Raw genomic sequence first — 25,422 nt, forward strand, 5'->3', positions numbered from 1 at the left:
CGGGGCAAACCGGCTTCTGAATGCTGAACAAGGTTAATACGGAGAGACGCATGAGCGGCTTCACAGGCTGGATCAGGGCGGCGGCGGTCGTCGGCGGGGCGCTGGCGGTGACGGCGTGTTCGACCTATCCGAACGAGCCGCGCTACTCGACCCGGCCGATGGGGGCGGGGGGTTATCCGCAACAGTCGGGGCAACCCCAGGGCCAGCAGCCCGGCGCCTATCCGAACAATCCCTATTACCAAGGGCCGGCGACGCAGCCGCAGCAGCCAGCTCAACCGCCGATCCAGGAAGGACCGCGCGCGCCGGCCGGCAATATCGAAGGCGGCGGCCTGCCCCCTGCGGGCGGTCCTGCCTATCCCTCGACCGGAACGCCGATCACGGTGACGCCGCCGCCCGCTGCGGGTAATCCGGCTATGCCGGGCGCGACCTATGTGATTCAAACGGGCGACACCATCTCGGGCGTGGGGCGTCGTTTCCGTACGCCTGTGCAGATCTTGATCGACCTGAACGGCCTGGGGCCGCGCGGCGCGATCTCTGCGGGACAACGGATCATCCTGCCGGACAGCGCGGTGGACGCGGGCGCCGATCCTTACGCCACGGGGCCGTCGCCCGTCGGGGTGAGGACGCCGAACAACGGCGTCGCGCCGCCGCCGCCGCCGCCGCCCAGCGGCAATGCGCCCCTGCCGCCGCCGTCGCGCACGCCCGCCACGCCGCCTGCCGCGGCTGCGCCGTCGCGCCCGCCGTCGACGGCGGTCGGTCAACCGCTGGCCCTGCAATGGCCGGTGCGGGGGGATATTCTACGCCGTTTCGGCCCGGTGGGCATGGGCGAGCGTAACAACGGCATCAACATCGGCGCTTCGGCCGGAACCGAGGTCAAGGCCTCGGCCGACGGCACGGTGGCCTACGTCGGCGACGATATCGTGGGGCAGGGGCTGACGGTCCTGATCGTCCACCGCGACGGATGGCGCACGGTTTACGGGCATCTGGGCTCGGCCACGGTGCGCGACGGGGCTCAGGTTCGGGCCGGTCAAGCCATCGGCACGGTGGGTCTGACGGCGGGCGATGGGGCGTCCGTCGATCCATTATGAAGTGCGTCAGATGCGCGGCGATGATCCGGTCGCTCTGGATCCGCTGACGGTTCTTCCGCGCTGATTGTGTGAAAAGACGTGTCCGGGCGGCGACGCCCGGATGCTCTTGTCATTGCGTCGCGTTGCAAATCGGCCCGGCGCGCCCTAGGTTCCGCGCCTTGTTTTTCGAAGGGCCCCCGATGAAGGCGCGGCCCGCGTCGGGGAGTTTCCAATGACTGCAACCCAAGACGGCGGCCTGATGGCCCTTGTCATCCAGATCGCGCCGATCGTCGCGATCTTCATCCTGTTCTACTTCCTGATGATCCGCCCGCAGCAAAAGCGGATGAAGGCGCATCAGGCTCTGATCGCCAGCGTCAAGCGCGGCGACGAAGTCGTCTTGTCGAACGGCATGGTCGGCAAGGTCACCCGCGTCGAGGACGCCGAGGCCATGGTCGAGATCTCGCAGGGCGTGAACGTCCGCGTGGTCAAGGCGATGATCGCCGAGGTGCGCAACCGCACCGCCATCGCCGCCAACGACAAGGGCTGATAGCCTCGCCTCGGCGCGGCGCGCGCCGGCCCTGAAGAGAACCGAGACATGATTCAGCTTTCACGCTGGAAAATCACCCTGGTCGCGCTGTCGCTCGTCCTCGGGTTGTTCCTGGCCTATCCGAGCGTGCTGTCGCCGGCGCAGCGCGAAGCTCTGCCGAGCTGGCTGCCCAGCAATGGCTTGAACTTGGGCCTGGACCTTCAGGGGGGCTCCTACCTCCTGCTCGAGGTCGATGTGCCCGAGATGCGCACCAAGCGCATCTCCAACCTGATGGAAGACGTTCGGGTTTCCCTGCGGGAAGACCAGGTCAACATCATGGGCATGCAGCGCGAAGCAGGCGGCGTCGTCGTGACCGTCGCCGAGGGCGCGGCCTATGACACGGCCTTCAACACCCTGCGCACCATGGCCCAGCAGGGCGTCGGCCCGACCGGTCAGCCGGACCGCGTGGCGACCAAGCTGGGCGGCGGCCGTATCCGCTACGCCTTCACCGACGCGGCTCTGGCCAGCATGGGCGCGACCGCCGTCGATCAATCGATTGAAGTCGTGCGCCGTCGTCTGGACAGCTCGGGGACCAAGGAAATTGCCATCACCCGCCAGGGTGCGGACCGCATCGTCATCCAGGCGCCGGGCCAGAGCGATCCGGCGGAGCTGGAGCGTCTGGTGGGTCGTACGGCTCAACTGACCTTCCAGATGGTCGACACCTCGCCGACGGGGCTGAACGACGCCCTGGCCGGCCGCGTGCCGCCCGACGCAGAATTGTTGGTCGACGATCTTGGCACTCCCTATCTGGTCAAGCGCCGCATCCTGGTCTCGGGCGAGAACCTGACCCGCGCCGGCGTCGGCGCCGATCAGAACAACCGCCCGGCCATCGACTTCCAGTTCGACAGCCAGGGCTCGCGTCGTTTCGGCGAGGCGACGGCCCAGAACCTCGGCAAGCCCTTCGCCATCATCCTGGACGGCAAGGTCATTTCGGCCCCGACCATCCAGTCGCCGATCACCGGCGGGCGAGGTCAGATCACTGGCAACTTCACCATCGCTTCGGCGTCTGAGCTGGTGAATCTGCTGAACGGGGGCGCCCTTCCGGCGCCGCTGAAGGTCGAGGAACGTCGTGTCGTCACCGCCGAGCTGGGCGCCGACGCCGTGGCTGCGGGCGCGTTGTCGACCGCCCTGGGCTTCGCGGTCATCGTGATCTTCATGATCCTGGCCTACGGCTTCCTGTTCGGCGGCATTTCCGTGATCGGCCTGATCCTGAACGGCATCCTGATCGTCGCGGCCATGTCGCTGACCCAGGCCACGCTGACGCTGCCGGGGATCGCCGGTCTGATCCTGACCTTCGCCGTGGCCGTTGACGCCAACGTGCTGATCTATGAGCGGATGCGCGACGAGGCGCGTCAGGGACGTTCCGTGGTGGCGTCGATGGACGCGGGCTTCAACCGCGCCATGGGCACCATCATCGACGCCAACCTGACCACCCTGGTGGCCGCGTTGATCATGTTCATGTTCGGTGCCGGTCCCGTGCGCGGCTTCGCCTGGACCCTGACCATCGGCGTCTTCACCTCCGTCTTCTCTTCGGTGCTGACGGCCCAAGTCCTGCTCGGCTATTGGCTCAAGATCGCCAAGCCGAAGAAACTGCCGATCGCGGAGTGATGTCGATGAAGGGTTGGCCTCTTATCAAACTGCTGCCGCACAAGACGAACTTCCAGTTCGTAAAATACGCCAAGGGCTTCGCCGTTCTGTCGGCGATCCTGACGGTGGCGGCGATCATCGGCTGCTTCTATCCTGGCCTGAACCTGGGCATCGACTTCCGGGGCGGCGCCTCGATGGAAGTCGCCAAGCCCGCAGGTCAGACGCTGGAGCTGGACAAGCTTCGCGGCGCCGTCAGTGGTCTGGATCTGGGCGATGTCCAGGTGCAGGGCATTGCGCGACGCGACAACAACCTGGACGACGGTTCGACCGCCATCGTCCGCTTCCAGGTGCCCGATAACGAAGACCAGACGGCCGTCGTTCAGAAGGTCGAGGGCGCGATCAGCGAAGCGGTCGGCGACGTCGCCTATTCGGGCGTCAGCGTCGTGGGCTCCAAGGTTTCGGGCGAACTGCTGGGCAATGGGGTGATGGCCCTGCTGGTGGCCGTGGTGCTGATGTTCCTCTACATCGCCTTCCGCTTCCCCTGGCAGTTCGGCATCGGCGCCGTGGCAGGCCTGCTGCACGACGTGGCGTTGACCTTCGGCCTGATCGTCGCCTTGCGGATGGAGTTCAGCCTGAACCTGGTCGCGGCCCTGCTGACGGTCATCGGCTATTCGATGAACGACACCGTCGTCGTGTTCGACCGCCTGCGGGAGAACCTGCGCAAGTACAAGGTCATGCCTCTGCGTGAGGTGATCGACCTGTCGATCAACGAGACCCTGTCGCGAACCATCATCACCGGCCTGACGACCGTGATCGTGCTGATCGTCCTGGCCGTCTTCGGCGGCGAGGCCCTGCGCGGCTTCTCGATCACCCTGGCCTTCGGCGTCGTGATCGGCACCTTCTCGTCCATCTATGTGGGCGCGCCGATCATCCTGCTGTGGGGCGTGGATCGCAGCGGCGGCGGCAAGGCCGATACGACTCCGGTCAAGCTGGGCATGGCCAGCCGTCCGTAAGGGCGTCGCCGGAAACTGAACCACGGCCCGTCTTCCGCAAGGGAGGCGGGCCGTGTGCGTTCTGGGGCTTGATGCGGGCGCGTCAATGGTCGAAGGGCCTGTCGCCATGACTGTTGATCTTGATGCCCAGGTGCGCGCCGCCGACCTCGACCGCTGGCTGGCCAGCCGCTTCGTCGCAGACGAACAGGCGCGGGCCGATCTGATCGCCCTCTACGCCTTCGAGGCGGAGCTGTTGGCCATTCCGACGCGCGTGACCCAGCCGCTGCTGGCCGAGATGCGCTACGCCTGGTGGGGCGAGCAGATGGAGGGCGTCTTCACCGACACGCCCCGCGTAGGCCATCCGGTGCTGGAGGCCCTGACGGCGACGGTGACGCGTCATGGCCTGGAGCGGGCGCCGTTCGACGCTCTGATCGAGGCGCATATCGGCCGCGTGCATGGCGAGCCACATGATCTGGACGCCTTCTATGTCGGCCCCATGCAGGCGGCGGTGCGTATTCTGGCAGGCGAGGGGCATGAGGCGTCGGCAACCGTCGCCGGACGACTACGGGGCCTGGCCCAGACCGGACGAACAGATGAGGCCCAAGCCGCGCGTGCTGAGGCCAACCAAATGCTCAGGGCGTTGCCCGTCGCGGCTTTCCCTGCCGTGGCCGCCGCGACGTTGATGCGCGCGGATGAACCCGAAGCCTTCAAGCGGTTGCGCCTGTTCTGGGCCGTCTTGCGCGGGCGTGTCTGACGCATTGCGCTAGATCTCAATATATTAGTTATTGCTAATTTAGAAGCATGGCATATATTGGCGCCATGGTTGATCTCGAACGTATGGGACTGGAGCGCTTTCAAGCCAGCGCGGGCGATGCGTCCCGCCTGCTGAAGGCCCTGTCAAACGAACATCGCCTGATGATCCTGTGCCAGATCGGCGAGGGCGAACGGCAAGTGTCCGATCTACAGGTCGGTCTGTCGCAATCGGCGCTGTCGCAGCATCTGGCGCGTCTGCGCGAAGATGGTCTGGTCAGCACGCGCAAGAGCGGCACCGCCGTCTTTTACCGCATAGCCGATCCCGCCGCCCTGAAGGTGATCGGGGTGTTGGCCGAGATTTTCTGCCCGCCCGAGGCGCGTTGAGCGCCGCCTCTCTCCTAAGGAAAAACGATGAATACGCTGATCTCTCTGACGCCCGCCGATGTCGCCGCCCGTCTGAAGGCCGGTCAGGCCGTTCTGATCGATGTTCGTGAGCCGGACGAGCACGCACGCGAACATATTGCCGGCGCCGTCGCCGCGCCGCTGTCGGCTTTTGAGAGCGCCGATCTGGGCCTCAAGCCCGGCGGCGACGTGATCTTCATGTGCCGCAGCGGCAACCGCACGGCGGGGAACTGCGACCGGCTGGCTGCCCGCATCGACGGCCCGGCGCACGTTCTGGCGGGCGGTCTGGATGGATGGAAGAAGGCGGGCCTGCCGGTCGTCGCCGACCGCAAGCAGCCGCTGGAGCTGATGCGTCAGGTGCAGATGGCGGCGGGCGGCCTGATCCTGTTGGGCGGGGCGCTGGGCGTTATGGTCCACCCTGGTTTCTGGGGGATCAGCGCCTTCGTCGGCGCGGGCCTGTTCGTGGCGGGCGCGACCGGCTTCTGCGGCATGGCGCGCTTGCTGGCGGTGATGCCCTGGAACCGCCGGATGAAGCGAGCCTAAGGCTCCAGCGCGCCGATCAATCGGGCGAGCAGGGCGCTCAACGCGGCTTGCTCATCTCGCGACAGGTCGGCCAGCATGGCCTGGCTTTCGGCCATGTGCAGCGGCATCAGCGTGTCGATCAGGTCGAACCCCTTGGCTGTCAGCCTGACCAGGGAGGCGCGGCGGTCGCTGGGGTGGGGCATGCGCTCGATCAGGCCTGACTTCTGCAGCCGGTCCAGCCGCGCCGTCATGCCGCCCGACGACATCATCGTCGCCTCATAAAGCGCCGTCGGCGTCAGGCCATCCGGCGAGGGCGCGCGCCGCAGGGTGGCCAGAACATCGAATTCGCCATGCTGAAGCCCGTGGCGAGCGTAGAGCGGCGCCTGCCGCTCACGCGTCACCAGAATGGAGGCCTCGTGCAGACGCCCAAGCGTCTCCATGGCCAGCAGGTCGAGGTCGGGACGCGCGACCGCCCATTGGGCGGCGGCGCGGGAAGCGCGATCGGTCATTGTCTTGACATCAAGATACTTGATGGCGAGACATTATCGTCTTCCGCAGCCGGAGTCACCTCGGATGGATCAGTCGAACGCCCCGCAACCTTCGCGCGGCGCGGGTCTGGTGTTGATCGCGGCCATCTTCGCCCTGGCGCTGAACCTGCGCCCGGCGATGGCGGCGGTCGGGCCTCTGCTGGATCTGATCGAAGCGGCGACCGGCATGGGTTCGACCACGGCCAGCCTGCTGACCACCTTGCCGGTGGCGATGATCGGCGTCGGCGCCTTGTCGATCCGTCCGCTGCGGCGACGGCTGGGCGAGCGCAAGGGCGTCCTGTTGGGCGCCGTCCTGATCGGCTTGGCCTGCCTGGCGCGTGCGGTCTTTGACGGGACAGCTGGTCTGATCGCCAGCGCCGTGGTGGTCGGCATCGGGGTGGCCCTGATTCAGGCCCTGGCGCCCGTGGTCGTCAAACGGGCTTTTCCGACGCGTTTCGGCACGGTCATGGGCGTCTATACGACCGGCATCATGGGCGGCGCCGCCGTGGCGGCGGCGACGGCGGCGGGACTGGCCGAGGCGGTCGGCTGGGCTGGAGCCCTGGCGTTGTGGGCGGTCCCGGCCTTTCTGGCGGCCGTTGTCTGGATCGTCGCCTCGCGCGTCCCGGCGGCTGAAGAGCCGAACCGCGCGGCCATAGCCGAAGGAACCCACCCCGAGGTTCCGTTCTGGAAGCAGCCCAGGGCCTGGGCGTTGGTCCCGATCCTGGGGCTGGGCACCTCGGCTTATACGCTCGTACTGGCCTGGTTGCCGCCCTACTACGTCGACATGGGGCAGACGCGCGCGACGGCGGGCTTTCTGCTCAGCGGCATGACGGGCGCTGAGGTGTTGGCCGGCGTGCTGGTGTCTCTGTTCATCGCCCGTTTTCCTGACCGGCGCGGGCCGATGCTGATGGCGGTGGCTCTGGCGCTGGTTGGGCTGGCCGGACTGGTGCTGACGCCGGTCAGCCTGGCGGTTCCGGTCATGCTGCTGCTGGGGCTGGGTATCGGGGCGGTGTTTCCGCTGACCCTGATCCTGGCCATGGATCAGATCGACGACCCGGTGCGATCGGGCGATCTTCTCGCCTTCGTCCAGGGCGGAGGGTACATCATCGCCAGCCTGTCGCCGCTGGCGGCCGGGCTGCTGCGCGACCGCCTGTCGGACCTAAGCCAGGCCTGGATGCTGATGGGGCTGGGGCTCGTCGTCATGGCCCTGATGACCTTGGCCTTCAGGCCCGGCGGCGCGAAGCTGCGTTAAGCCGCCGCATCCCGCCAGGCTTTCAGAGCGTCCAGCGCGCGGATGCTCTGCAGCCGCTTCTTGGCGCGGCCGCGCTCCTTGGGGTGAATGCGCTTGCCGTCCTCATCGACCTTGGGCGCCTCCAGCGGCGGCAGCAGGCCGTAGTTGATGTTCATCGGCTGGAACTTGGAGCCTTCCAGATGCCCGCCGGTGATATGTTCGACCAGGGCGCCCATGGCGGTTTCCGGCGGCGGCGGCGTCAGATCGCGGCCCAGCGCCTGGGCGGCGGCCAGACGGCCGGTCAGCAGGCCCATGGCCGCGCTCTCGACATAGCCCTCGACCCCGGTCACCTGGCCGGCGAAGCGCAGGCGCGGAATGGCCTTCAGCCGCATCTGCTTGTCCAGCAGCTTGGGACTGTTCAGGAAGGTGTTGCGGTGCAGCCCCCCCAGGCGCGCGAACTGGGCGTTCTCCAGACCGGGGATCATGCGGAAGACGTCGGTCTGGGCGCCGTACTTCAGCTTGGTCTGGAAGCCGACCATGTTGAACAGGGTGCCCAGCGCATTGTCCTGTCGCAGCTGGACGATGGCGTAGGGCTTGACCGTCGGATTGTGCTGATTGGTCAGGCCGACCGGCTTCATCGGGCCGTGGCGCAGGGTCTCGCGGCCGCGCTCGGCCATGACCTCGATCGGCAGGCAGCCATCAAAATAGGGGACGTTTTCCCATTCCTTGAAGTCGGCCTTGGGGCCGTCCAGCAGGGCGTCGATGAAGGCTTCGTACTGGGCCTTGTCCATCGGGCAGTTGACGTAGGCCGCCTTGTCGCCGCCGGGGCCTTCCTTGTCATAGCGCGACTGGCGCCAGGCGACGTCGAAGTCGATGCTGTCGGCATGCAGGATCGGCGCGATGGCGTCGAAGAAGCTGAGCGATTCTTCGCCCGTGGCCTTCAGGATGGCGTCGGCCAGGGCGGGCGAGGTCAGCGGGCCGGTGGCGACGATGACGTTGTCCCAGTCTTCCGGCGGAATGCCCGCGATCTCTTCTCGCACGATGGTCACGAGGGGATGGGCTTCCAGCTTGGCCGTGACAGCATCCGAAAAGCCGATGCGGTCAACCGCCAGGGCGCCGCCCGCAGGCACCTGATTGGCGTCGCCGGACGCCATGATCAGGCTGTCCAGCGCCCGCATCTCGGCATGCAACAGGCCGACGGCGTTGAACTCCCAGTCGTCCGACCGGAAGGAGTTGGAGCAGACCAGCTCGGCCAGGCCCGTGGTGTGGTGGGCGTCGGTCCGCACCTGCTCCGGCTCGTCCCGGCGCATTTCGTGCAGGATGACGGGCACGCCCGCCTGGGCGATCTGCCAGGTCGCTTCGGATCCGGCGAGGCCTCCGCCGATGACGTGGATGGGGCGGGGAGTGGAAGACGCGTTCGACATGGCGGCCTAATAGCCTCGTGGACGTCGCCTGTCATGCAGCGGCGTGCGGTCAAGGCTGTCGGAGGGCGGCGTTGGTCCTTATAAGCAGCGACGGAGGCTGTTCATGACCCATGGATTCCAGATTGATGAGGCGCTGTCGGACGGTTTTCGCCTGATCCGGCGTCGCCCTGGCGATGTACTGGCCTGGGGCGTCATCCTGGCCTTGCCCGTCATGTTGTCCGTCATTGTCATGATCGACCTGTTCATGACGATCGGTCCCGAAGCGATCGCCGAGGATGCGGACCCCAGCCCGCAGGCGCTCGCAGCCATGATGCGGATGCAGGCCTGGTCCATGCTGATCAATGTGGTGCAACTGATCGGCTATGTGCTGATCATCGCCGCCATTGGCCGCGCCGTGCTGTGGCCCGAGCGCGCGCCGGGTCGCTTCTTCGATCTTCGCGTCGGCATGGATGAGGCGAGGGTGGCCGTGGCCGGCCTGGCCGTCATGGCGGGCTGCTATGGCGTGATGCTGGTCGTTGTTCTGCTGGCTTTCGCCTTTGGGGCGGCCTTCTGGATGGTGTCTGAAACGGCGGCCGTGATCATGGGCGTGGCGGTGGGACTGGCGGGGATCGTGGGCATTGTCTGGGCGGCTCTTCGGACATCCATGATCATGCCGCTGAGCATCGCTTCGCAGGACTTCGCCTTCGTGTCGGGGTGGAAGATGACGAAGGGACGAGTCGGCGTTCTGCTGGGCCTGTTCGCGGCGACCATCGCCATCACCCTCGTAATCCATGTGCTGTTTCTGGTCGTAGCCGGATTGATCGCGCTGGGCGTCAGCATTCCCTTCTGGCCCCAGTTGGCGGCATGGGTCGAGAGCGCACAGGGCGGGGTTCCTGACTTCAACCTCGGCGTGGCCGTGGCTGTGGGCGTTGCGGCCTTTGTGATGATCGCGATCTACTACGGAATCATCGTCGCCATCTGGATCGCGCCCGGCGTGTCGGCCTGCCGGCAGATTCTGGCGACGCAGAAACAGGACGAAACCGGCGCAGCTGCGTTAAGCTGAGCGAGAATCGAGGAGCCAGCATGAGTTTCAACGCCACCGAATCCGCCTTTGAGGGCTTCCGTCTGGCCCGTCGGGCGCCGATGGCCCTTCTGGCCTGGGCCGCGGCCTATATTGTCTTCTTCGCGGTCTTCTTCGCGGTGGCGGGCGGCAGCCTGATCAACATCATCAACCTGGCCGAGCAGATTGAGCGGAGCGCCGAACCGTCGATGAGCGACCTGACCAGCCTGGGGCAGGCCTATGGCGCCATGATGGGGCTGGCTCTGCCGCTGTCGCTTCTGTTCAGCGCCGTGCTGACGGCGGCGGTGGCGCGTTCCGTCATCCGGCCTGAGGAAAAGCGGTTCGGCTATCTGCGCCTGGGCCGCGATGAGTTGCGTATCCTGGGGGCTACGCTGCTTGTGGCGCTGTTGATGTTCGGTGTCGTGATGGGAGGAACGGCGTTGGTCAGCATTTTCGTGGGGCTGGCGGCCAGCATGGGCGCGCCCTTCCTGATCCTGCCGGCGGTGCTGGCGGGGCTCGGGGGCGCGGCGGTCGCCGTCTGGCTGGCCGTGCGCCTCAGCCTGGTCGCGCCGATGACCTTTGCGGAGCAGAAGATCGCCATTAAGGAAAGCTGGGCTATGACCAAGGGCCGCTTCTGGCCGCTGCTCGGCATGGCGGTGCTGGCGGGTGTCATGTCCATGCTGGTGGGGCTTTTGGGCTCCATCGTCATTGCGCCGTTAAACCTGATCTTCGGCGGTCTGGAGAGCCTGGCGGGGGCGGAGACGACCAATATCGCCACGCTGCTCGTGAAGTTCTGGCCGGCCCTGCTGGTGTGGGGCGTGGTCAACGCCCTGCTGTCGGCGGCCCAGGCGGCCATCATCTATGCGCCGTTCTCGGCCGCCTATCTGGGCATCAAGGGCGTGCCGCGTGTCTGATCCGACGGCGTCGGCGGAAATGAAAACGCCGCGCTCCGATAGGGGCGCGGCGTTCTTTTTGGGTCAGGCGCTCTTGCGGGCTTTGGCGCGCTTGGCGGGCGCGGGTTCGGCGGTCAGGGCGGCGATGCGGCCCTTGCGGCGTTCCTCGTGCCGGTCCAGCACTTCCTTGAGGTAGCGGCCGGTCCAGCTGGCGGGGTTGTCGGCTACCTGTTCCGGCGTACCGACGGCGACGATCTCGCCCCCGCCGTCGCCGCCCTCGGGGCCGAAGTCCAGCAGGTGGTCGGCCACCTTGATGACGTCGAGGTTGTGCTCGATCACGACGATAGTGTTGCCGTTCTCGACCAGTTCCTGCAGCACCTCCAGCAGCTTGCGCGTGTCCTCGAAGTGCAGGCCGGTCGTAGGTTCGTCCAGGATGTAGAGCGTCTTGCCGGTCGCCCGCTTCGACAGCTCCTTCGACAGCTTGACTCGCTGGGCCTCGCCGCCGGACAGGGTGGTGGCCGGCTGGCCGACCTTGACGTAGCCCAGACCCACGCGCTCCAGCGTCAGCATCTTGTCGCGGATCGAGGGCACAGCGGTGAAGAAGCGCGCCGCCTCTTCAACCGTCATGTCCAGAACGTCGGATATGCTCTTGCCTTTGAAGACGATTTCCAGCGTTTCGCGGTTGTAGCGCTTGCCCTTGCAGACGTCGCAGGTGACGTAGACGTCGGGCAGGAAGTGCATCTCGATCTTGATGACGCCGTCGCCCTGGCAGGCCTCGCAGCGGCCGCCCTTGACGTTGAAGCTGAAGCGGCCGGGGCCGTAGCCGCGCGCCTTGGCCTCGGGCAGGCCCGCATACCAGTCGCGGATCGGGCCGAAGGCGCCGGTGTAGGTGGCGGGGTTCGAGCGCGGGGTGCGGCCGATGGGCGACTGGTCGATGTCGATGACCTTGTCGAAATGCTCCAGCCCCTCGATCCGGTCGAAAGGGGCGGGGGCGTCAGACGCATTGTTCAGACGCCGTGCAGCGGCCTTGTAGAGCGTCTCGATGGTGAAGGTCGACTTCCCGCCGCCAGAGACGCCGGTGATGCAGGTGAAGACGCCGACCGGGATCTCGCCCGTGACGTTCTTCAGGTTGTTGCCCGTGGCGCCCGAGACTTTCAGCATCCGCTTGCGGTCGATGGGGCGGCGGCCTTCGGGTGGCAGCTCGATCTCTCGCGCGCCGGTCAGGTACTGGCCGGTCAGGGAGTTGGGGTTGGCCATGACCTCGGCGGGGGTGCCCTCGGCGCAGACCGTGCCGCCATGGACCCCGGCGGCGGGGCCCATGTCGATGACATAGTCGGCCGTCAGGATGGCCTCCTCGTCATGCTCGACCACCAGGACGGAGTTGCCGAGGTCACGCAGCCCCTTCAGGCTGTCCAGCAGACGGGTGTTGTCGCGCTGGTGCAGGCCGATGGACGGCTCGTCCAGCACATAGAGGACGCCGGTCAGGCCCGAGCCGATCTGCGAAGCCAGCCGGATGCGCTGGCTTTCGCCGCCCGACAGGGTGCCGGACGAACGCGACAGGTTCAGATAGTCCAGCCCGACGTTGTTCAGGAAACGTAGCCGGTCGGTGATCTCCTTCAGGATGCGTCGGGCGATCTCGATCTGCTTCTCGGTCAGGCCGTCTTCCAGGGTTGAGAACCACAGGAAGGCCTTGGAGATGGACAGATTGGAGATGTCGGCGATGTCCTCGCCCCCGACCTTGACCGCCAGAGCCTCGGGTTTCAGGCGCTTGCCGCCGCAGACCTCGCACGGGGTTTCGGACTGATAGCGGCCCAGCTCTTCGCGCACCCAGGCGCTGTCGGTCTCGCGCCAGCGGCGCTCCAGGTTCGGCAGCACGCCCTCGAACGGCTTGGAGACTTCGTATTTTCGGGCGTTGTCGTCATAGACGAACTTGATCTTCTCGCCGCCCGAGCCGCGCAGGATGACGGATTGCGCCTTCTCCGGCAGGTCGCGCCACGCCTTGTCCATCGAGAAGCCGTAGTGCAGGGCCAACGACTGCAGCGTCTGCGTATAGAGGGGCGACGGGCCGCGCGCCCAAGGCGCCACCGCGCCCTTGTGCAGTGTCTTGTCGCGGTCGGGGATCACTAGGTCGGCGTCGAAGGCCAGCTTGACCCCCAGGCCGTCACAGGTCGGACAGGCGCCGAAGGGGTTGTTGAACGAGAACAGCCGGGGCTCGATCTCGCTGATGGTGAAGCCTGAGACGGGGCAGGCGAACTTCTCGGAAAAGACGATCCGGCGCGGCTCTTCGCCTTCAGGCGCGCTAGCCCATTCCGCCGTGGCTATGCCCTCAGCCAGACCGAGTGCGGTCTGGATGCTGTCGGCGTAGCGGCCTTCAAGACCTTCTTTGGTTACAATGCGATCGACGACAATATCGATGTCGTGCTTGAACTTTTTGTCGAGCGCAGGAGCGTCCTCGATGGCGTAGAATTCGCCGTCGATCTTCAGCCGCTGGAAGCCCTGACGCTGCCACTCGGCCATTTCCTTCTTGTACTCGCCCTTGCGGCCGCGAACGACCGGCGCCAGCAGCAGGATGCGCTCGCCGTCGGGCAGGGCGGTCAGCTTGTCGACCATCTGGCTGACGGTCTGGCTTTCGATCGGCAGGCCGGTGGCGGGCGAATAGGGCACGCCCACGCGCGCCCACAACAGGCGCATGTAGTCGTGAATCTCGGTGACGGTGCCGACGGTCGAGCGCGGGTTCTTTGACGTGGTCTTCTGTTCGATGGAGATGGCCGGGGACAGGCCCTCGATTAGGTCCACGTCCGGCTTGCCCATCAGCTCCAGGAACTGGCGCGCATAGGCCGACAGGCTCTCGACATAGCGGCGCTGACCCTCGGCGTAGATGGTGTCGAACGCCAGCGAGGATTTGCCCGACCCGGACAGGCCGGTCATGACCACCAGCTGCTCGCGCGGAATGTCGAGATCGACGCCCTTGAGGTTGTGCTCGCGGGCGCCGCGAACGCGGATGAAGTTGTGCTTTTCGGTCATGGAATCCGGGAACGCGGAAGGCCCCGGAACGGTCCGGGGCGACGACGCTATATGGGGATCAATTCGCCGGAAACAGCAAGAACAATATGAGAACTTTAGTCTGCTTCAGGCGCCCACGGCGTTTCTGGACGGCGATAGCGTTCGCCGGGGCCGACCAGGGCGCCGTGGGCGTTGGCGACGCCCAGCTCAAGGCTTTCGGCGATGCGGCGGGCGCGGACGATGAAATGTTCGGCGGCGACGGGCGGGCATAGTTCGCGGGCGGTCGCCTCGAACAAGCCTAGCCAGTGATCGAAATGACGCGCGTCGATCGGCAGGGGGAGGTGTTTGGGCATGGGCCGCCCCTGATAGACGCCGGTCGACAGGGCGACGGACGACCAGAACAGCTTCATCTGCTCCAGATGCGGACCCCAGTCGTCGATGCGGGCGGCGAAGATCGGGCCGATGAAATCATCCTCGCGCACCTTGGCGTAGAAGCCTTCGACCAAGGCGTCGATCATGGTCTCGTCGATGCCCGTTTCGGCGCGGATGCGGGCGACGGCGGCTTCTTGGGCCCGGTCCGGCGCGGGACGGTCGATGCGGAAGGCGACGGGGCGGTCGGGCGTGCTCATATCAGCAAGATAGGAAGCGGCGTCGCGGAAGGCCATGACGCCGATTGTCCAAGGCGTCCCGTCGCTGCATTGCGAAAGCTGCGCCGCAAATTGGGGGTTGCGTTACGAAACGTCCGTCCCCATCTTTCACTCAGCCAACGCATCAGTGAGGAGGCGCGACGATCATGATCAGCACCCTGGAAATTGGTTTCGCCCTTTCCGTGCCGCTGCTCGTGTTCGCCTATGTCCTCGCTCAACCCAAGCCCAAACCGGTCCGCATTCGCGCTCGTGACGCTCAACAGCGTCGCGGCCCGCACGCCTGACGGTAGAGGCCTCTTCGACAATCTGACGCTCGCCTTCGGGCGAGAACGCACGGCCGTCGTGGGCCGCAACGGCGTGGGCAAGACCACGCTGCTGAGCCTTGTCGCCGGTCTGGCTGAGCCTGCCGAGGGCGCGGTCGCGCGCGCTGGAACGGTCGGCTGGCTGGCGCAGGCCCAGACTCCGGCTGATGACGAGACTGTGGCGGATACGCTGGGCGTGGCCGAGCCTCTGGCCGTCCTGCATCGCGTGCTGGCGGGGGATGGCTCGCTGGATGACATGGCCGAGGCGGACTGGACGCTGGAAGAGCGGATGCAGGCGGCTCTGACCGAGGTCGGTCTGGCCGATCTGGCGCTGGATCGCCGCACGGCGGACTTGAGCGGCGGCGAACAGACGCGGCTGCGGCTGGCGGGCCTGAAGCTGGCCGCGCCGGACCTGCTGGTGCTGGACGAACCGACCAACCATCTGGACGCCGAGGCCCGCGCCATGATCGCCGATATCGTGGCCGGATGGCCGGGCGGGGTGGTGTTGGTAAGCCACGACCGCGCCCTTCTGCGCCGCGTGGATCGCATCGTGGAGCTGTCCAGTCTGGGCGCGCGGGTGCATGGCGGCGGTTGGGATCTGTATGTCGAGCGCCGCGACGCCGAACGGGCCGCCGCCGAACGCGATCTGGAGCAGGCCGAGCGCGCCATCGGCCGCGTGCAGCGCGAAAATCAGGCGGCGCAGGAGCGTCAGGCTCGGCGCGACCGCGCGGGCAAATCGGCGCGCGCCAACAGCTCTGATCCGAAAATACTGCTCGACGCTCAGGCCCAGCGGGCCGAGGAGAGCGGCGCGCGCGGCCAGCGCCTGGCCGAGCGCAAGCGTCAGGCGGTCGAGGCGGAATTGGCCGAGGCGCGCGAGCGTGTCGAACGCGTACGCCAGATGGCCCTGGCCATGCCGTCGACGGGCCTGCCTGGCGGGCGCACGGTGCTGAACCTGAGTGATGCGGTCGCGACGGCCAATGACGGACGCCGCTTGCTGGGGCCGCTTTCGCTGCGTCTGACCGGGCCTGAGCGTGTCGCTGTGATCGGGCCCAACGGGGCGGGCAAGACGACGCTGCTGAAACTGATAGCCGGCTTGTCAGAGCCTTCGTCGGGGACGGTCGAGCGGCCGGTCCGCGCGGCTCTGCTGGATCAACAGGCGGCCATGCTGAAGTCCGACGAAACCCTGGTGGACGCCTGGCTGAGGTTGAACCCGCAGGGCTCGCCGAACGCCGCGCGGGCGGCTCTGGCGCGCTTTCTGTTCCGCAATGTGCAGGCGGACCGACGTGTGGGCGAACTGTCGGGCGGAGAGCGTCTGCGCGCGGCGCTGGCCTGCATCATGACGGGCGCGGAGCCGCCGCAGCTGCTGGTGCTAGACGAACCCACCAACCACCTGGATATCGATTCCGTCGAGGCGGTCGAGGCCGCCCTGTCAGGCTATGACGGCGCCTTGGTCGTGGTCAGCCACGACGCTGATTTTCTGAAGAATCTGGGCGTCAAACGGACGATCGTGCTGAAGAACGGTCAACTCCAGCCCTCGACCACGCCCTGACGGCGGCCGCGGATCGCCGGGGTGTTCAGCGTGGTGCGCGGCTCGGCCTCTGCCCGGCCGAACAGCCAGCCCTGGCCATGGGTGACGCCCAGATCGTGCAGGGCGTCGGCGACCTGATCCGTCTCGATCATCTCGGCGATGGTCTCCAGCTCCAGCGAGCCGCACAGCTCGACCAGATGGGCGACCAGGGTGCGGGTGCGGGCGTCGATGTCGATATCGCGCACCAGGGCGCCGTCGATCTTCACCGCATCCACCGACAGGCCGCGCAGATAGTCGAATGAGGCCGAACCTGCGCCGAAATCGTCGATGCAGACCTTGATCCCGGCGTTGCGCAGAGCGCCCAGGCGCCGGTCGGCGGCGGCCAGGTCGGCTAGGGCGGCGGTCTCCGTCACCTCGACCATCAGGCGACGTCGGTCGTCGGGCGCCGAGGCGGTCATCTTCAACAGGGCGGCGACATAGGCGTCGTTCGCCAGGGACGCACCCGAGACGTTGACGGCGATCTTCAGCAGGCCGCCGCCCGGCTCGCGCAGGCGGCGCACCGCCTTCTCCGCCACGGCCAGGTCGAAGCCTTCGATCAGGGCCAACTCCTCGGCCATGCGGATGGCGGCGGCGGGGCCTGATCCCTTGCCGAAGCGGGCCAGGGCTTCGAAATGGTGCACGGCCCGCGTCTTCAGGTCGACGATGGGCTGGTAGTAGAGGGCGAACTCGCGGTCGCGCACGATGCTGCGGAAACGGTCGGCGTCCTTCAGCGTGCGTTGCAGGGAATCGGCGAAGGACAATTCGGGCTGATCCAGCCCGCCGTCCTTCAGGCAACCCTCGATGGCGAACCGCATGGCGCGCAGGGCCGAGGCCGCGTCGCCGCCTAGAGCGCTCTGCGTCGCGACGGCGGACAGGGCCAGACCCTCGGCCTGACCGGCCTTCTGCATTTCCGCCGCAAGGTCACGCGTATCGTCCAGGTTGCGGATCAGGGCGTAGCGATCAGACGTCAGCTGACCCGCGCTGGCGCCGTCGTGCGAGGCGGCGTTCAGAGAGGCGCCGATGCGGCTGTGGACGCGTTCCAGCGTGGCGGGATCGACGCCCTGCAGGCCGTTCACGTCGATGAAGGCCAGCGCCAACCGCTGCAGGGCGCCGGCCTCGCCGCCTGCTAAACTGGCGCGGGCATGATTGAGGAAGCCCTCGGCGTCTCTGGTCGGGGCGCCGGCGGGCAGGGGCGCGTCCTCGACGACGAAGGGCTCGCCTTCATAGGACAGGGCGCAGGATTGCGCCGGGGCGATGTCAGGCAGGGCGAAGGCGCGCAGGGTGGCCCGACGCATGCGGCCGTCGCCGCAGTCGACCAGGACTTCGGCAGCCGGGCTGCGCTGGCCTGGACGCAGCTCTGCCAGCAGGTTCTGAAGAACGGTTGCGCTGTTGATCGACAGGCGATCGCTGAGGGGATGGCCGACCCAGGCGGCCGTCTGCTGACCCGCGACGGCGCCGGAACCTAGGGCGAAACGCACCACGCCGTGCTGATCGACTTCGATCAGGGCGTCGGCAGCGGCGAAGGCCAGGCCCAGGAGGCGCGGGGTCAGGTTCATGCCGAAGCCATAAGACGCAGGCTGTTAAGGAATAGCGACGGCTGGGGTCAGGCGGTGCGATTCAAGGCTACGGCCCGCCCGTCGCCCTGCATGGCCTGGCCCGAAGCGCCGTAGCCCACGCCCTGCGCGCGGGCGCCCGCCACCTCGGCCGCGATGGTGCGGACCAGACCTTCGGAAACCTGGCGCGCCGCTTCCACGGTGACGGCGTGTTCAGCCAGCACCGTTTCAAAGGTCTCGGTCGCCTCGATCAGGGCGCGGCGGTCAGCCTCCGGGGCGATGGCGATGGCGGCGGGATTGGCTTTCACCTGCGCCGACTCGCGACGATAGAGGTTGGCCATCTCCTGCGTCTGGGCCATGCCCTCGCTCAGATCCTGAGCGCGATGGGCGCGCAGAGCCTCCATTTCCAACGACAGCCGCTCGGTCAGGTCGCGGGTCAGGCGCGTCAGGTGCTGTACGCGCAGGGCGGCGGTTTCGACATCGGCGGTCATGCGCCTTGCTCCTGCATCTTGATCATCTGGGCCAGAACGCTGTCGGCTAGGCCGACGCCGCCCGCCTTCACCGTCTGCTGGGCCATGGCGTCGACCAGAAAGCCGCGCCAGGCGGCTTCGCCCGCGCCGCCGCCGAAGGGCGCTTCGGTGCTCAGGCCCTCGAACATGGGCTTCATCATCTGCGACAGGAAGCTGGCCTCGAAGGCTTCGGCCGTGCGGCGCATGGCTTCGCGATCCTTTGAAGGAGATGCGTCGGCTGGAAGGTTGGCGCGCAACAGATCGGGAGAGACGGCGAGGGGGCTCATCAGATCACCTCGATTTCGGCCTGCAGGGCGCCGGCGGCCTTGATGGCCTGCAGGATGCTGATCATGTCGCGTGGGCTGACGCCCAGGGCGTTCAGGCCGTTGACCAGGGTGGACAAGGAGGTCGAGCCGCCCACGATCCGCATCTGACGGCCGGTCTCTTCGGAAATACTGATGTCAGACTGGGGCACGACCACCGTCTGGCCGCCGCGGCTGAAGGGCTCGGGCTGGCTCACCAGGGGCGTCTCCTGCACCGAGACGGTCAGATTGCCCTGGGCCACGGCGACGGTGGAGATGCGCACGGCCTCGCCCATGACGATGACGCCGTTGACCTCGTCGATAATGACCTTGGCCGGGGAATCGATCTGGACCGGCAGGTTCTCGACCCGGCTGAGGAAGCCGGCCATGCCGAAGTTCTGGGGCGCGCGGATGGCGACCACGGTGCCGTTCTCGGCGAAGGCGCTCTGGGGGTAGGTCTGGTTGATGGCGGCGGCGATGCGCTGGGCCGTGGTGAAGTCCGGATTGCGCAGGTTCAGGCGCACCACCGGCATGGAGCCGAGGTCGAATCCGGTCTCGCGCTCGACCACGCCGCCCGAGGCGATGCGGCCCGCCGTGGGAACGCCGCGGGTGATCGAGGAGCCGGAGCCGCCCGAGGCCGAAACGGCGCCGGTCTGAACCGAGCCTTGCGACACGGCGTAGATTTCACCGTCAGCGCCCTGCAGAGCCGTGACCAGCAGCGTGCCGCCCAGCAGACTCTTAGCGTCGCCCATGGCCGAGACGCTGACGTCCAGCCGCGAACCCGGCGTGGCGAAGGGCGGCAGCTCGGCCGTGACCATGACGGCGGCCACGTTCTTGGTGTTCAGGTTGGCGCCGCGGATGTTGACGCCCTGGCGCTCCATCATCCCTTCCAGCGACTGGCGGGTGAAGGGCGAGTTGCGGACGCTGTCGCCGGTGCCGTTCAAGCCGACCACCAGGCCGTATCCGACCAGCTGGTTCGAGCGGACGCCCTCGATGGAGACGATGTCCTTGATGCGCGACTGGGCCTCGGCCACGCCCGGCTGGGCGGTGAGAACCAGGGCCGCGATGGCCGGGCCGATAAGGGCGGTAAGCAACTTCTGCATACGACAGACGTCCCTGCGTGAGCGTTCATCATTAACCATGCGAGGATCGTGCCGGATAAAAATGCGAGTGAATTCAACATTGGTCGATTTTCGGCCCGGCGCCTGACGGCAGGTTTTGCCGGGCTGTTAACCAAGACTTCAGCCCCTGAGTGCAGGGTGCGAAACGTAGAAGGAGACGTCTTGCATGAAGGTCACCGGACCCTTGGGCGCCGCTTCGACGCCGGCTGCGCGACCCGCTGTGCGTGGCGCGGGCGGTTTCGCCCTGCCGACGACCGGAGGCGCAATCTCTGCGGCTCAGGCCGGCGCGACCTCATCCGCGTCAGGCGTCGCGAGCGCTGCTGCTCTGATGGCGTTGCAGGGCGTGGAAGACCCGATGGAGCGCCGCCGTCGCGCCATTCGCCGGGGCTCGGGCCTGCTGGATCGACTGGACGAGCTGAAGCTGGCGCTGTTGGGCGGTCAGGACGGAGCGGCAGCCCTTGGGCGTTTGGCCCGCGACCTGCGCGAAGAGCGCGATGAAGAGGCTGAGCCGGGCCTGAAGGCTGTGCTGGATCAGATCGATCTGCGCGCTTCGGTAGAATTGGCGAAAGCGGAAATGAGTCGATCGCGCTCCTGAAGGCGTTGAAACTTCGGCTGAACCCCGGATTTCCGGGGCTTTGTGAGGATAATTCGTCACACTGCCTCTACGGAAGCGCAGCTTAGCCATATCACGGACTCGCGAACGCCATTGCCGCGACTCTTGCGCTTGCCTATACGGCCCATGCGCCGCAGGGGGGCGCGATAGAGAACGAGTGTGAGTGCGATGACCGCATTGGCCTCTGTAGTGTCCGGGGATACGGCTGTTTATCGGCCGACCGACGACGAACCGTTCATGAACGAACGGCAGGTCGCCTATTTCAAGAACAAGCTTTTGTCCTGGAAAGACGACATTCTTCGCGAGTCGAAGGGCACTGTCACCAATCTGAAAGCCGAGACCGAGAACCATCCTGACTTGGTGGATCGGGCCTCATCGGAATCCGATCGCGCGCTGGAGCTTCGGACTCGCGACCGGCAACGCAAGCTGATCTCGAAGATCGATGATGCGCTGCGCCGGATCGAGGACGGCACCTACGGCTACTGTGAGGATACCGGCGAGCCGATCGGGCTGGGTCGTCTGGAGGCTCGCCCGACGGCGACCTTGTCAGTGGAGGCTCAGGAGCGGCATGAACGTCGTGAGCGGGTCCACCGCGACGACTGAAGCGATGCAGACTTTCGTCAAATGACGAAAAGTTCGGGTTTGCTCCAAGCTTGAGCCATTTTGCGCTGCGATAGGCGCTGCGACGGCGTTGATCTGCCGTCGTTGCTCTTAATCTATGCAAGGATGTTTCATGACCCGTACGTTCGCCTCTCTTTCGGCTGTCGCTTTGTTGGCGCTTGGGGCTTGCGCCCAGACATCTGCTGTCGACCCCACGCGTCCTGCGGGCCAGGGCGGCGTCGTAGAGAAGGTTGTCTACGTGGCCTCTGAAGTGCGCCCATGCACGGCGGGCGTGGCGCGGACGACCTGCCTGCAGGTGCGTGAGACCGAGAGCGCGCCCTGGGAGCTGCACTATTTCGGCTACGAAGGCTTCGAGCATAAGCCGGGCGTAGAATACCGCCTGCGCGTTCGCGGTACGCCGGTCGCCAATCCCCCCGCCGACGCGTCTTCGATCCGCTGGTCGCTGATCGAAATCCTAGACCAGAAGCCCGCTCAGTCCTGATCAGGTTTCCGCACGCGCCTCTCTTGACTTCGAGGGGGCCGTGATCGACCTAGACCCTTATCGGAACGGCGTCGCGCCTGCACAGGTGCGACGCCTTTTCGACGTTTTCAGAGACTGGACGCTCTGCCCGGATCATCATGGTTCGCGGCGGGCCGCCCGGCCGCCTTCGCTTTCAGGCTCGCAGGATCCTCATGTCCGTCAAGGTTCGTTTCGCTCCGTCTCCCACGGGTAAGCTGCACGTCGGCAATGTCCGCACGGCTCTGGTGAACTGGCTGTTCGCCAAGGGGCAGGGCGGGGCCTTCGTGCTACGCATCGACGATACCGACCTAGTCCGTTCGACGCAGGAGTCGGAAGACAACATCGAGATCGACCTGAAGTGGCTCGGCCTGACCTGGGACGAACGCTACAATCAGTCCAAGCGGTTCGACCGCTATGAAGAAGCCGCCGCCAAGCTGAAGGCCGATGGCCGCCTCTACCCCTGCTATGAAACGGCGGATGAGCTGGACCGTCGCCGCAAGGTGCAGTTGTCACGCGGTCTGCCGCCCATTTATGACCGCGCCGCCCTGTCGCTGACCGACGCCGAGAAGGCCGCACTGGAGGCCGAGGGCCGCCGCCCGCACTGGCGCTTCAAGCTGGAAGGCAAGCGTGTCGCCTGGGAAGACCTGGCGCGCGGCCACGCCGAGGTGGACACCGCCTCCATGTCCGACCCGGTGCTGATCCGCGAGGACGGGCTGTTCCTCTATACGCTACCGTCGGTTGTCGACGACATCGACATGGAGATCAGCCATATCATCCGGGGCGAGGACCACGTCACCAACACCGGCGCCCAGATCGAGATCTTCGAGGCGCTGGGGGCCAGGGTTCCCGGCTTCGCCCACATGCCGCTTCTGGTCGGCGCCGACGGCACCGCCCTGTCCAAGCGTCTGGGCTCGCTAGCCATCATGGACATGCGCGCCGATGGCTATGAGCCGATCGCCATCACCAGCCATCTGGGCAAGATCGGCACTTCGGACAATCTGGAGGTCGCCGCTTCGCTGCAGGAACTGGGCGAGGCCTTCGCCTTCTCCAAGATGGGGCGTTCGCCCGCCCGCTACGACACGGCCGATCTGGATCGCCTGAACGCCCAGGCGGTGCACGCCATCGACTACGCTGCTGCCCAGCCGCGCCTGGAAGCTCTGGGCGTCGATCTGGGCGAGGCCTTCTGGAACACGGTGAAGGACAACCTCAGCAAGTTCGGCGACGTCGTTGAGATGGCGAAGATCGTCACGGGGCCGGTGACGCCGGTGATCGAGGACGCCGCCTTCGCCGCCGCGGCTCTGGAACTGCTGCCCGAAACCATTGACGCCGACGCCTGGTCGGCCTGGATCTCGGCTGTGAAGGACAAGACCGGCGCCAAGGGCAAGGGCCTGTTCATGCCGCTCCGTCTGATCCTGACGGGCCAGGCGCACGGACCGGACATGGCGGCCATGATCCCGCTGATCGGACGCGAACGCATGATCCAGCGCCTGAAGGGCGAAACCGCCTGACGGTCCGTCCAACGGATACAAGAAAGGCCGCCTTCGTCGTGAAGGCGGCCTTTTTTCGTTCAGCGTTGAAGCTGGATCAGCCCGCGTTGCAGGCGGCGATCTCTTCTGCGCTCAGGGCCTGGCCCTTGTAGGAGAAGCTGGTCACCGGACCCAGCTTGGCGACCACGCGGCGGCACGCGCGCGTCGCGGGCTGGTTGGAGCCGCCAGTGGCGGTGCAGGCGTCGCCTTCGCAGCGCCAGGTGGCGCCGTCGACGATCACACGGCCAGTCGGGGCCTTGGCGGCGTCAGCCAGGGTGGCGCTGGTGGCCGGGGCCTGGGCGAGGGCAGGGGCGGCCGCGAACAGGGCGACGGCGGCGAGAAGAGCACGCATGAACAGTCTCCGATAAGGGTGGGGCGCACGCCCAGCATCGCCATAGGCCGTTTTTTAAGAAAACTGTCAATCCAGCTTCTCGCCTGACGGACCGGCGTTACTGACGCACGTTTACTTACCGACGATCATGTTGCAAGTGGGGCGTGTCCTGAGCTGATTTCATGGCTTCGATCGCGCCCTCGACCGAATCGACGCTGACATAGGCCTCCAGGAAGCTGGCCGGCGTCATGCCCTTTTCGACCGTATGTTCGATCAGGGTGAAGAAGCCGTCCCAGAAACCGTCCAGATTCAGGAAGATGACGGGTTTGGCGTGCAGGTCCAGCCGCTTCCACGACAGCAGCTCCACGACCTCTTCCAGCGTGCCGACGCCGCCGGGCGCGACGACGAAGACGTCGGATTCGTCGTACATCAGCTGCTTGCGCTCGTGCATGGAGGTGACGACGATCGTCTCCACATCGTCGAACAGGCGTTCACGGCTGCGCAGGAAGGCGGGCATGATGCCGACGACGCGGCCGCCGGCTTCATGCGCTGCGCGAGCCGAGGCGCCCATCAGGCCCACGCCGCCGCCGCCATAGACGAAGCGCCAACCCGCCTCGGCTACAGCCTTGCCGAACTCCGCGGCCGCCTGGATGTAGCGCGGGTCGGTCCCGTCGGAAGAGCCACAGAACAGGCAGACGGATTGGCCCTCGAACGGGGCGATGTTGACGGAGGGCAGGGACATGGAACCTTTGGTGACCTCGGGCGGCAAGTGAAGACAGGCGGGGAGCGCCAAGCGGGCCGGGTTGAAGGGGCTGGGCCAAGCGAACGGAGCCGTCTATCTGGACACACAGCCTTATAGCGATGCGGGACAGGATGGAACGAAGGATCGGCCTGCGACTGAGTTTGAGCCTGGCGCTGGGATTGGCGACGGCGCTTTCGGCGTGCGGCGCTCCCAAGAGCGATGCGGAAGCCGATACGGCCGAAGTCCAGGATGGCGACTGGATGGCGACGCCGCGCATCACCAGCGTGTTGCCCCAGACGTCTGGAGGCGTCTTGGTGCGAGGAGAAGCCGCGCCTGGCGCGCGCGTGATCCTCAGCGGCGCTGATGGTTCTGCCGTGGCCGCCGCCGCGGATGCGCAGGGGCGATTCGAGCTGCATGTCGGTCCTGCGGCGGTCGGGCAGATTCTGACGCCTGAGATCCAGATCGGGCAGGCGACGACGCCGGGACCGCAACGTCTGCTGGTGGTCGGGGAAGGCGGGCGTCTGGCCGCCTTGTTGACCGACGGCGGCGCCAGCCTGCGCCTGACGCCAGGACCGACCTTGGACGCTTTGGACGGCGACGGTCGCGGTCTGATCGCCTCGGGCCGCGCTGACCCTGGCCGAAAAGTCGCGGTCCAAGCCGGAGGAGGAACGGCCCAGGGCGTGGCGGATTCGCATGGTCGTTGGAGCGTTGTCGTTCCTGCTGTGGGAGATCGCGCGAGCGATATCGAGGTAGAGGGGCGGATATTCCGCTATCCGGGCCCTGGCGCCCCTGATCGGGTTGAGCGAGCAGGAGAAGGGTGGCGGGTCACACGCCAGTTGTCAGGCGCTGCGCGCCAGACGACTTGGTTTCCTGATCCAGGCGCATGAATTTCAGGCCTGATCGTCGTTAATGCGGCATTAACCAAACCAGTTGATCAAGAGGCGGTCTTCTTTCTTTGAGGACACCCACCATCACCAAACGACTTTCAGCCCGATGCTCATTGCGTCGGGCTTTTTTCTTGCGCCGTGTGCTCCTTGCTCACGGCAAGTAGGGCTCTTCGAAC

The 25,422-nt window shown here is 66.6% G+C and carries 27 protein-coding genes; 17 read left to right on the plus strand and 10 right to left on the minus strand.

From position 1 onward, the window contains the following. Window positions 1–50: 50 nt before the first annotated feature. The 7 genes from FGL25_RS06800 (at window position 51) to FGL25_RS06830 (ending at window position 5,930) form a co-directional block, all read left to right on the plus strand. Entirely contained in the window at window positions 51–1,088 is a 1,038-nt protein-coding gene (locus tag FGL25_RS06800; protein WP_252970067.1) for a M23 family metallopeptidase, read from the plus strand. 211 nt (window positions 1,089–1,299) lie between these two features. Continuing rightward, entirely contained in the window at window positions 1,300–1,614 is a 315-nt protein-coding gene (gene yajC, locus FGL25_RS06805) for a preprotein translocase subunit YajC (protein WP_046654095.1), read from the plus strand. Between the two features lie 48 nt (window positions 1,615–1,662). Next, on the plus strand, window positions 1,663–3,261 hold the full coding sequence (gene secD, locus FGL25_RS06810) for a protein translocase subunit SecD (RefSeq protein ID WP_128720168.1): 1,599 nt from the start codon (window positions 1,663–1,665) through the stop codon (window positions 3,259–3,261). Next, window positions 3,261–4,253: a protein translocase subunit SecF gene (secF, locus tag FGL25_RS06815; protein WP_088409785.1), complete on the plus strand. Its 993-nt coding sequence runs from the start codon at window positions 3,261–3,263 to the stop codon at window positions 4,251–4,253. The genes secD and secF overlap by 1 nt, the downstream gene beginning before the upstream one ends. Window positions 4,254–4,359: 106 nt before the next feature. Beyond that, window positions 4,360–4,986: a squalene/phytoene synthase family protein gene (locus tag FGL25_RS06820; protein ID WP_138141319.1), complete on the plus strand. Its 627-nt coding sequence runs from the start codon at window positions 4,360–4,362 to the stop codon at window positions 4,984–4,986. A gap of 65 nt (window positions 4,987–5,051) precedes the next feature. Continuing rightward, window positions 5,052–5,369, plus strand: coding sequence for an ArsR/SmtB family transcription factor (locus tag FGL25_RS06825; protein ID WP_003165255.1), 318 nt, complete (start codon window positions 5,052–5,054; stop codon window positions 5,367–5,369). A 27-nt stretch (window positions 5,370–5,396) separates the two neighbouring features. Beyond that, window positions 5,397–5,930 (plus strand): rhodanese family protein, encoded by a 534-nt coding sequence (locus tag FGL25_RS06830; protein ID WP_003165254.1) that lies wholly within the window; start codon window positions 5,397–5,399, stop codon window positions 5,928–5,930. Here FGL25_RS06830 and FGL25_RS06835 read toward each other — a convergent pair. After that, window positions 5,927–6,418 (minus strand): MarR family winged helix-turn-helix transcriptional regulator, encoded by a 492-nt coding sequence (locus FGL25_RS06835; protein WP_138141320.1) that lies wholly within the window; start codon window positions 6,416–6,418, stop codon window positions 5,927–5,929. The genes FGL25_RS06830 and FGL25_RS06835 overlap by 4 nt on opposite strands. Window positions 6,419–6,482: 64 nt before the next feature. On the opposite strand from FGL25_RS06835, the gene FGL25_RS06840 reads away from it, so the two are divergent. Then, complete coding sequence (locus FGL25_RS06840; RefSeq protein ID WP_138141321.1) at window positions 6,483–7,688, plus strand: MFS transporter; 1,206 nt, start codon at window positions 6,483–6,485, stop codon at window positions 7,686–7,688. Here FGL25_RS06840 and trmFO read toward each other — a convergent pair. After that, window positions 7,685–9,091 carry a methylenetetrahydrofolate--tRNA-(uracil(54)-C(5))-methyltransferase (FADH(2)-oxidizing) TrmFO gene (trmFO, locus tag FGL25_RS06845; RefSeq protein ID WP_138141322.1) on the minus strand — a complete coding sequence of 469 codons (1,407 nt, stop codon included), beginning with the start codon at window positions 9,089–9,091 and terminating at the stop codon, window positions 7,685–7,687. The genes FGL25_RS06840 and trmFO overlap by 4 nt on opposite strands. Before the next feature lie 103 nt (window positions 9,092–9,194). Here trmFO and FGL25_RS06850 point away from each other — a divergent pair, with 103 nt between their 5' ends. Together FGL25_RS06850 and FGL25_RS06855 are read left to right on the plus strand one after the other, a co-directional pair. Further along, complete coding sequence (locus tag FGL25_RS06850; RefSeq protein ID WP_138141323.1) at window positions 9,195–10,133, plus strand: hypothetical protein; 939 nt, start codon at window positions 9,195–9,197, stop codon at window positions 10,131–10,133. A gap of 20 nt (window positions 10,134–10,153) precedes the next feature. After that, a complete protein-coding gene (locus FGL25_RS06855) occupies window positions 10,154–11,044 on the plus strand; it encodes a hypothetical protein (RefSeq protein ID WP_138141324.1) in 891 nt (296 codons plus the stop codon). Between the two features lie 63 nt (window positions 11,045–11,107). On the opposite strand, the gene uvrA is transcribed toward FGL25_RS06855, so the two are convergent. Beyond that, a complete protein-coding gene (gene uvrA / locus FGL25_RS06860) occupies window positions 11,108–14,047 on the minus strand; it encodes an excinuclease ABC subunit UvrA (RefSeq protein WP_138141325.1) in 2,940 nt (979 codons plus the stop codon). Between the two features lie 95 nt (window positions 14,048–14,142). After that, window positions 14,143–14,691, minus strand: a complete 549-nt coding sequence (locus FGL25_RS06865) for a group III truncated hemoglobin (RefSeq protein ID WP_252970068.1) — start codon at window positions 14,689–14,691, stop codon at window positions 14,143–14,145. A 128-nt stretch (window positions 14,692–14,819) separates the two neighbouring features. Between FGL25_RS06865 and FGL25_RS16845 the strand changes: the two genes are divergently transcribed. Both FGL25_RS16845 and FGL25_RS06870 read left to right on the plus strand, forming a co-directional pair. Beyond that, window positions 14,820–14,957: a hypothetical protein gene (locus FGL25_RS16845; RefSeq protein WP_003165247.1), complete on the plus strand. Its 138-nt coding sequence runs from the start codon at window positions 14,820–14,822 to the stop codon at window positions 14,955–14,957. Further along, window positions 14,923–16,524: an ABC-F family ATP-binding cassette domain-containing protein gene (locus tag FGL25_RS06870; RefSeq protein WP_138141326.1), complete on the plus strand. Its 1,602-nt coding sequence runs from the start codon at window positions 14,923–14,925 to the stop codon at window positions 16,522–16,524. Before FGL25_RS16845 ends, FGL25_RS06870 begins: the two co-directional genes overlap by 35 nt. On the opposite strand, the gene FGL25_RS06875 is transcribed toward FGL25_RS06870, so the two are convergent. From FGL25_RS06875 to FGL25_RS06890, 4 genes are read right to left on the minus strand one after another with little or no spacing between them, the layout of a single operon-like run. Then, window positions 16,497–18,098, minus strand: a complete 1,602-nt coding sequence (locus FGL25_RS06875) for an EAL domain-containing protein (RefSeq protein ID WP_138141327.1) — start codon at window positions 18,096–18,098, stop codon at window positions 16,497–16,499. The two genes, FGL25_RS06870 and FGL25_RS06875, sit on opposite strands and share 28 nt — an antisense overlap. Window positions 18,099–18,145: 47 nt before the next feature. Then, window positions 18,146–18,586: a flagellar basal-body protein FlbY gene (locus tag FGL25_RS06880; protein WP_138141328.1), complete on the minus strand. Its 441-nt coding sequence runs from the start codon at window positions 18,584–18,586 to the stop codon at window positions 18,146–18,148. Further along, window positions 18,583–18,891, minus strand: coding sequence for a rod-binding protein (locus FGL25_RS06885; RefSeq protein ID WP_003165244.1), 309 nt, complete (start codon window positions 18,889–18,891; stop codon window positions 18,583–18,585). Before FGL25_RS06885 ends, FGL25_RS06880 begins: the two co-directional genes overlap by 4 nt. Continuing rightward, window positions 18,891–20,009, minus strand: a complete 1,119-nt coding sequence (locus tag FGL25_RS06890; protein WP_138141329.1) for a flagellar basal body P-ring protein FlgI — start codon at window positions 20,007–20,009, stop codon at window positions 18,891–18,893. The genes FGL25_RS06885 and FGL25_RS06890 overlap by 1 nt, the downstream gene beginning before the upstream one ends. Before the next feature lie 184 nt (window positions 20,010–20,193). On the opposite strand from FGL25_RS06890, the gene FGL25_RS06895 reads away from it, so the two are divergent. The 4 genes from FGL25_RS06895 to gltX all read left to right on the plus strand — a co-directional run bounded on the left by FGL25_RS06895 (window position 20,194) and on the right by gltX (window position 23,268). Next, on the plus strand, window positions 20,194–20,622 hold the full coding sequence (locus FGL25_RS06895) for a flagellar assembly protein FliX (RefSeq protein ID WP_138141330.1): 429 nt from the start codon (window positions 20,194–20,196) through the stop codon (window positions 20,620–20,622). 186 nt (window positions 20,623–20,808) lie between these two features. Continuing rightward, entirely contained in the window at window positions 20,809–21,243 is a 435-nt protein-coding gene (gene dksA / locus FGL25_RS06900) for an RNA polymerase-binding protein DksA (RefSeq protein ID WP_076222624.1), read from the plus strand. Between the two features lie 130 nt (window positions 21,244–21,373). Then, on the plus strand, window positions 21,374–21,742 hold the full coding sequence (locus tag FGL25_RS06905; protein WP_040345582.1) for a DUF4377 domain-containing protein: 369 nt from the start codon (window positions 21,374–21,376) through the stop codon (window positions 21,740–21,742). Window positions 21,743–21,933: 191 nt separating this feature from the next. Next, window positions 21,934–23,268 carry a glutamate--tRNA ligase gene (gltX, locus tag FGL25_RS06910; protein WP_138141331.1) on the plus strand — a complete coding sequence of 445 codons (1,335 nt, stop codon included), beginning with the start codon at window positions 21,934–21,936 and terminating at the stop codon, window positions 23,266–23,268. A gap of 76 nt (window positions 23,269–23,344) precedes the next feature. On the opposite strand, the gene FGL25_RS06915 is transcribed toward gltX, so the two are convergent. Continuing rightward, complete coding sequence (locus FGL25_RS06915) at window positions 23,345–23,638, minus strand: CC_3452 family protein (protein WP_128720154.1); 294 nt, start codon at window positions 23,636–23,638, stop codon at window positions 23,345–23,347. A 115-nt stretch (window positions 23,639–23,753) separates the two neighbouring features. Continuing rightward, window positions 23,754–24,359: an LOG family protein gene (locus FGL25_RS06920; protein WP_076222622.1), complete on the minus strand. Its 606-nt coding sequence runs from the start codon at window positions 24,357–24,359 to the stop codon at window positions 23,754–23,756. A gap of 131 nt (window positions 24,360–24,490) precedes the next feature. On the opposite strand from FGL25_RS06920, the gene FGL25_RS06925 reads away from it, so the two are divergent. Continuing rightward, window positions 24,491–25,246 (plus strand): hypothetical protein, encoded by a 756-nt coding sequence (locus FGL25_RS06925; protein ID WP_138141332.1) that lies wholly within the window; start codon window positions 24,491–24,493, stop codon window positions 25,244–25,246. The last annotated feature ends 176 nt before the right edge of the window (window positions 25,247–25,422 follow it).

Origin of the sequence: Brevundimonas vancanneytii, assembly GCF_901421975.1 — a bacterium.
GTDB classification, from domain to species: Bacteria; Pseudomonadota; Alphaproteobacteria; order Caulobacterales; family Caulobacteraceae; genus Brevundimonas; species Brevundimonas diminuta.